Source organism: Acetobacter papayae JCM 25143 (assembly GCF_000613285.1).
In the GTDB taxonomy this organism is placed as follows: domain Bacteria; phylum Pseudomonadota; class Alphaproteobacteria; order Acetobacterales; family Acetobacteraceae; genus Acetobacter; species Acetobacter papayae.
In genome coordinates, this window is record NZ_BAIN01000097.1 from 1 (window position 1) to 6,624 (window position 6,624).

The window sequence follows — 6,624 nt, forward strand, 5'->3', positions numbered from 1 at the left end:
TGCGCCAGTCAGCAGCACGTAGCCACCACCAGCCCCCCATGCGGCCAGAGCCGACAACGCCTTGCAGGGCCAACGCAGGGCCGCATACTCCCACGATGCCAACCCGAGGCGGCACACACCCATCACCACCGCCATGACAAGCCCCAGATGCAGCCCCGCTACCGCCAGAAGATGCGCCAACCCGGAGGCCGCAAAATCGTCCCGCACGGAAACGGGAATGGCCTCGCCCTGGCCATCCAGCAGCACCGAGGCCACAGCCCCGACCGCACCGGGCAGAATGGTGCGAATCCGCTCATCCATGGCGGTGCGTAGGGTTTCGAGCCTTTGCCGCCAGAGCGTGATGGAACCTGCCGCCTCCCGCGCCAGCCCGGCCCCTGCTGCTGCGGTGCTCCCCCCGCCTGATGCAGCCGCCCCGATACGGGCAAAACCGTTACCCCCTGCTCCAACAGGCTCCGCCTCACTTTGCTCTCCGCTGGCCTGATCCGGCCCCGCCTGCGTGAGATCATTCTGATAAACCGGCTGTGTTTCTAGCGGTAAATCCTGTTCGTCAGAGCGCGGCGCGTCATGGGCGGACAGCGCCATGCCGCTGCCGGTCCGGCCTGAAAACCAGGCTTCGAACTGCCAGTCCCGCCCACCGGGCACGGCCGCGAAATCCGGCGGGTGCAGCACCGCACGCAGCCGCACTTTCTCCCCCACCATCAGGGAGGCTGTGTCATCCACCCGCAACCGCACCGCCAGCAGCCGCGCCAGTGGCGGGGCCTCTTCGGTCAAGGGCATGTGAAAGCGCACCCCGGCCAGATCAACCCTGCGGGCAGGAAGCTGGCCTTCGCCCCGAGGGGGCAGGTCATGCACCGCACGCACTACGCCCGAAAGCACCACCGCCCGGCGTGGGAGTTCCGGCATAGGGGGCTGCCTGTGTGCCGCAATCCAGCCCATTGCCCCGCCAAACGCCACCGCCGCACAAAACCCCGCCATGCAGCGCACGGGCAGAACATACCGCCAGACCACCCCAGCCCCCACGGCCACAGCCGCAAGCAACAGGGCGCCCACACACCCCACAGCGCGCGGGGTTCGGCTGTCAGCCCGTAGAAGTAAAGCGCCGCCCCCAGCGCCAGCCCTACCGGCACCCACAGGACAAGCCGCCGCTGTTCGGCCACCAGCAGCGCCGTCAACCCCTCATAACCACAGGGGAAAATACGGAGCATTCCCTTCAGCCTGCGCATATGGCTCCGCGCGCCCGTGCGTGATAAGGATGCACCCCATGAGCATCCGTACACGTTTCGCCCCGAGTCCGACGGGCCTGCTGCATATCGGCAACGCCCGCGCCGCCCTGTTCAATTTCCTCTTTGCGCGTCACCATGGCGGCAAGTTCCTCCTGCGTATCGAGGATACCGACCGCGAACGCTCCACCCAACAGGCGGTGGACGTTATTTTCGCCGGGCTGGAATGGATGGGCATCACACCGGACGAAGAGCCGGTTTTCCAGTCCACCCGCGCCGACCGCCACCGCGAGGTCGCGCTTGAACTGCTCGAACGCGGGCTGGCCTACAAGTGCTACTGCACGCCCGAAGAACTGACCCAGATGCGTGAAGACGCAATGAAGAACGGTCAGCCCCCCCGCTATAACGGCCTGTGGCGCGACCGCGACCCGGCAGAAGCCCCGGCGGGCGCACCGTTTGCCGTACGCATCAAGGCCCCGCGCGATGGCGAGACCGTCATCAATGATCTGGTGCAGGGCGAAGTACGAGTCGCCAATGCCGAACTGGATGACATGATCATCCTGCGCTCGGACGGCACCCCCACCTACCAGCACGCCGTGGTGGTGGATGACCACGATATGGCCATTACCCACGTTATCCGTGGTGATGACCACCTGACCAACACCTTCCGTCAGGCCATGATCTACCGCGCCATGGGCTGGGACCTGCCGCGCTTTGGCCACCTGCCGCTGATCCACGGCCCCGATGGCGCCAAGCTGTCCAAGCGGCATGGTGCACAGTCGGTGGTGGAATTCCGCGATCAGGCTACCTGCCCGAAGCCCTGTGCAACTACCTGCTGCGCCTCGGCTGGGGCCATGGCGATGCCGAAATCCTCTCGCGTGAAGAGCAGATCCGCCTGTTCGACATCGACGGTGTGGGCCGCGCCCCTTCGCGCATGGACTATGCCAAGCTCGAGCACATCAACGCCGTATGCTGCGCCAGACCGATGATACGCGCCTGACAGACGATGTCATGGAACGCCTGAAGGCCGTGGACGGTGTGGTGGTGGACGAAACCACCCGCGCGCGCGTTCTCGCCCTCATGCCCGGCCTGAAAGAGCGCGCCCGCACGCTGGTGGAACTGACGGAAAATGCCGCGTTCCTTGGCCGCCGTGTGCCGCTGCCTTTCAACGCCAAGGCGGAAAAGCTGCTCACCCCCGAGTCCCGCACGCTGCTGGGTGAACTGGCGCGTGATCTGGCGGTGGTCAGCCCCTTCACGGCTGAAAATATCGACACGGCCCTGCGCCGCTTTGCTGAAACCGGCGGGCATAAGCTGGGCAGCGTGGCCCAGCCCCTGCGCGCAGCGGTTTCGGGGTCCAACTCCTCTCCGGGGATTGATGCCACACTCCACGCACTGGGCCGCGACGAGGTGCTGGCCCGTATCGGGGCCGTGCTGCATGGCTAGCCCCGCACCCGCTCCGGCTGAGCCGGGCCGCAACTCCCGGCACCTGCTGGGGCTGGAAGGCATGACCCCGGACCAGATCGAGCCGCTGCTCGATCTGGCCGAGAGCTATGCGCTGCTTAACCGCTCACGCAAGGTCCCGCGTGACGTGCTGCGCGGCCGCACGCTCATCAACCTGTTTTTTGAAGACAGCACCCGTACGCGCACCTCGTTTGAACTGGCGGGGCGCAGGCTCGGGGCCGATGTCATTAACATGTCGGTGGCGCAGTCCTCGGTCAACAAGGGCGAAACCCTGCTGGACACGGCGGCCACGCTCAACGCCATGCAGACCGACCTGCTGGTGGTGCGCCACTCGCAATCAGGCGCGCCCGCCCTGCTGGCCCGCAAGGTCGATGCCTGCGTGGTCAATGCGGGTGACGGCATGCACGAACACCCCACACAGGCCCTGCTGGACGCCCTGACCATCCGCCGCCACCTTGGCACGCTGGGCGGGCTAAAAGTAGCGATCTGTGGCGATGTGGCCCATTCGCGCGTGGCGCGTTCGAATATCCACCTGCTGACCACCATGGGCAGCAGCGTGCGGCTGGTCGGCCCCTCCACGCTGGTGCCCTCCGCTCTCGGGCGGCTGGGTGTGGACATTCACCACAACATGGAAGACGGCCTGCGCGATGTGGACGTGGTGATGATGCTGCGCCTGCAACGCGAGCGCATGTCCTCCGGCCTTGTGCCCAGCGCACGCGAATATTTCCGCTTTTTCGGCCTCGATCGCAGGCGGCTTGATCTGGCCCGCCCCAATGCGCTGGTCATGCACCCCGGCCCGATGAACCGGGGTGTAGAAATTGAAAGCAGCGTGGCCGATTCCAGCCAGAGCGTGATTCAGGAACAGGTTGAAATGGGTGTGGCCGTCCGCATGGCCGTGCTGGATCGCCTGACCCGCAGCAGGCGTGCCGCATGAACACCATCCTTTTTGAAAATATCCGTCTCATTGACCCCGCAAACGGCGTGGACCAGCCCGGTCGGCTGCTCGTGCGCGATGGCAAGATAGCCGGAACCGACACCGCCGGGGCCGAAGGCCACCCCGAGGGCGCGCAGGTTATCAATGGCGATGGGGCCGTGCTGAGCCCCGGCCTTGTGGACATGCGCGTGGAAATTGGCGAGCCGGGTTTTGAATACCGCGAGACCATTGCCTCCGCGGCTCGAGCGGCTTCGGCTGGGGGTATTACCACCATTGCCGTGCTGCCCACCTGCAAACCCGCCATCGACAACCCTGCTCTGGTGCGGATGCTCCGCACCCGTGGCGAGGAAAGCGGTGCCATTACCATTCTGCCCTATGGCGCGCTGACCAAAGGCTGCGAAGGGCGAGAGCTGGCCGAAATCGGCATGCTGCATGAAGCAGGGGCTGTCGCCTTTACCGACGGCAACCGCGCGGTAGACCCCGCCCGGCTCATGCGTCTGGCGCTGTCCTATGCCAGCGGTTTCGGGGCGATGGTTGTCCAGCACCCCGAGGAACCCTCGCTGGCGGGCTCAGGCTGCGCCACGGCTGGCGCGCTGGCCACCCGGCTGGGTCTTGCGGGCATTCCCGCAGCGGCCGAATCCATCATGATCGCGCGCGATATCCGTCTGGTGGAACTAACAGGCGGGCGGCTGCATTTTGGCCATGTGTCCACGGGTGAAGGTATTGAGCTGATCCGTCAGGCCCGTGCGCGTGGGCTGGCCGTGACATGCGACACCGCCCCGCCCTATTTCGACCTGAACGAAAACGCCATTGGCGATTTCCGCACTTTCGCAAAGTTCTCCCCGCCCCTGCGGAGCGAGGAAGACCGGCTGGCTGTCTGCGCGGCACTGGCCGATGGCACGATTGACGCCATTGCCTCCGACCACATCCCGCGCGATGCGGATGACAAGCGCCTGCCTTTTGCGCAGGCGGCAACAGGGGGCACGGGCATGGTCACGCTGCTGGGCGTGACGCTGGCCCGCGTGCATGACGGAACACTGACACTGCCGCAGGCCATCGCTCTGCTGACCCACCGCCCGGCAACCCTGCTGGGCAGCAAGGCGGGCACGCTGAGCGTAGGAGCCGAGGCCGATCTGTGCCTGTTCGCTCCTGAACAAAGCTGGCTTGTAAGCGCAGGCCAGTTGCCGGGCCGCGCCCAGAATACACCGTTCGACCGCCGTCCACTCGAAGGCCGCGTGCTGGGCACATGGAAAGCGGGCCGCAGGGTTTATGAAGCCGGAACCAGCGTAGCGGCAGAGGCCGGGGCATGACCGAAACCCTGCCGAGCTACGCCCTCTGGCTTATCGGGTCCATGGCCTTTCTGGGCTATGTGCTGGGGAGTGTTCCCTTTGGCCTGCTGCTGACCAATTTTGCCGGGGCGGGCGATCTGCGCAAGATCGGCTCGGGCAATATCGGGGCCACCAATGTGCTGCGCACGGGCCGCAAGGACCTTGCGGCCGCCACCCTGCTGCTGGATGCCGCCAAAGGTGTGCTGGCGGTGCTGACAGCCTGGATCATGACCCCGCCCGACTTTTCCGACCGGGCCGCAGCCGTGGCGGCGCTCGCTGCCGTAGTGGGACATTGTTATCCGATTTTCCTTGGCTTCAAGGGCGGCAAGGGTGTGGCGACGGGTCTGGGCGTCATGCTCGCTCTCTCCCCGCTGACAGGGCTTGCTGGCTGCGCGCTCTGGCTGGGCATGGCGCGGCTGACGCGTATTTCCTCCGCCGGGGCGCTATCCGCCTTTGTGGCCATGCCGTTCATCTGCTTCGCCCTGAACGGCTTTTCGCTCCATGCCTCACCCAAGCCCATGGCCACGCTGCTGATCTGCCTGCTGGTTCTGGCCCGGCACCACGAAAACATCAGCCGACTGCTACGGGGTACGGAGCCCCGAATCGGTGATGGTAAGCGCTAAGGCACCACCTAACCGCCTGTCAGGCTCCTGACATTGTGGGGGGTGAGCGTTTTTTCACGGGTGGGCAAACCATGAGCGCATCCCCTTTCCCGGCAAGCCTACCCTTTGGCACGCTTGTCGCCTGCCTGCGACTGGCCCGTGCTGAGCAGGTGGGGCCGCGCCAGTGGCACAGGCTGATAGCCCTCTACAAAACCCCAGAAGCGGCCCTTGAGGCCCTGAGCAACGGGCGGAACGGCCCAAGCGGACGCAGTGGAAAAACGCTCGTTCCTGCCCCCGAAGCCGCTATCCTGCGCGAGATCGAAGCCACGCTGGCCATGGGCGGGCAGTTTCTGACCCTGCTTGATGCAGGCTACCCCGCTCCCCTGCGCCATGTGCCCGATGCCCCTATTGTGCTCAGCGCACTGGGCGACACGACCTGCCTGCATAAAGCGGGTATCGGCATTGTTGGCGCGCGCAATGCCTCCGCCGCCGGGCTACGACTGGCCGAAAGCCTGTCTACCGAACTGGTAGAGGCCGGGGTTGTGGTTGTATCCGGACTCGCACGCGGGATCGACACCGCCGCTCATCGGGGTGCGCTGCACCGGCAGGGCCTGACCATTGCCGCCATTGCCGGTGGGCTGGATCGCCCCTACCCGCCAGAAAACGCAGCCCTGCAAAAACGCATTGCCGAACAGGGAGCCGTGATTACAGAAGCGCCTCTGGGCACGGCCCCCATGGGGCGGCATTTTCCGCGCCGTAACCGGCTTATCGCGGGGCTGGCTCTGGGTTGCGTGGTGGTGGAAGCCGCCCCGCATTCAGGCACGCTCATTACGGCACGCATGGCCAGCGAATATGGGCGTGAACTGTTCGCGGTACCCGGCTCCCCGCTTGATCCGCGCTGCCGGGGCAGCAACAATCTGATCCGCAATGGCGCTGTGCTGACAGAAAGCGCGGCAGACATCCTGCCCCATATCGACAGCCTGCGCGCGGGCATGCCCCCTGTGTGGCAGGACACCCTGCCCCTGTCTGCTCCTCGCCCCAACCCGGCACCGCGCGCGCCAAGCCCCCCTGACGCCTGA

Annotated in this window: 6 protein-coding genes and 1 pseudogene; 5 read left to right on the forward strand and 2 right to left on the reverse strand. The window is 65.9% G+C overall.

Annotation, left to right across the window (positions count from 1 at the left end; translation table 11 throughout):
- Positions 1 to 903 (reverse strand): ComEC/Rec2 family competence protein (locus tag JCM25143_RS19940; protein WP_234395312.1); only part of this gene is annotated, 903 nt, incomplete at its 3' end.
- Positions 861 to 1,205 carry a hypothetical protein gene (locus JCM25143_RS22885; RefSeq protein WP_081773604.1) on the reverse strand — a complete coding sequence of 115 codons (345 nt, stop codon included), beginning with the start codon at positions 1,203 to 1,205 and terminating at the stop codon, positions 861 to 863. The genes JCM25143_RS22885 and JCM25143_RS19940, both read right to left, overlap by 43 nt.
- 56 nt (positions 1,206 to 1,261) lie before the next feature.
- On the opposite strand from JCM25143_RS22885, the pseudogene gltX reads away from it, so the two are divergent.
- The 5 genes and pseudogenes from gltX to dprA all read left to right on the forward strand — a co-directional run bounded on the left by gltX (position 1,262) and on the right by dprA (position 6,624).
- Positions 1,262 to 2,663: pseudogene (gene gltX, locus JCM25143_RS19945) on the forward strand (glutamate--tRNA ligase).
- Positions 2,656 to 3,615, forward strand: a complete 960-nt coding sequence (locus tag JCM25143_RS13980) for an aspartate carbamoyltransferase catalytic subunit (protein WP_025861663.1) — start codon at positions 2,656 to 2,658, stop codon at positions 3,613 to 3,615. Before gltX ends, JCM25143_RS13980 begins: the two are co-directional and overlap by 8 nt.
- Positions 3,612 to 4,925: a dihydroorotase gene (locus JCM25143_RS13985; protein WP_025861665.1), complete on the forward strand. Its 1,314-nt coding sequence runs from the start codon at positions 3,612 to 3,614 to the stop codon at positions 4,923 to 4,925. Before JCM25143_RS13980 ends, JCM25143_RS13985 begins: the two co-directional genes overlap by 4 nt.
- The gene (gene plsY, locus JCM25143_RS13990; RefSeq protein WP_025861666.1) at positions 4,922 to 5,566 is read left to right on the forward strand and encodes a glycerol-3-phosphate 1-O-acyltransferase PlsY; all 645 of its coding nucleotides are present in this window, start codon (positions 4,922 to 4,924) and stop codon (positions 5,564 to 5,566) included. Before JCM25143_RS13985 ends, plsY begins: the two co-directional genes overlap by 4 nt.
- A 71-nt stretch (positions 5,567 to 5,637) precedes the next feature.
- The gene (dprA, locus tag JCM25143_RS13995; RefSeq protein WP_081773605.1) at positions 5,638 to 6,624 is read left to right on the forward strand and encodes a DNA-processing protein DprA; all 987 of its coding nucleotides are present in this window, start codon (positions 5,638 to 5,640) and stop codon (positions 6,622 to 6,624) included.

Coding starts and splice junctions, on each gene's coding strand:
- dprA (WP_081773605.1), top strand. CDS start 5,638: ATGAGCGCATCCCCTTTCCCGGCAAGCCTACCCTTTGGCACGCTTGTC.
- JCM25143_RS13985 (WP_025861665.1), top strand. CDS start 3,612: ATGAACACCATCCTTTTTGAAAATATCCGTCTCATTGACCCCGCAAAC.
- JCM25143_RS22885 (WP_081773604.1), bottom strand. CDS start 1,205: ATGCTCCGTATTTTCCCCTGTGGTTATGAGGGGTTGACGGCGCTGCTG.
- plsY (WP_025861666.1), top strand. CDS start 4,922: ATGACCGAAACCCTGCCGAGCTACGCCCTCTGGCTTATCGGGTCCATG.
- JCM25143_RS13980 (WP_025861663.1), top strand. CDS start 2,656: ATGGCTAGCCCCGCACCCGCTCCGGCTGAGCCGGGCCGCAACTCCCGG.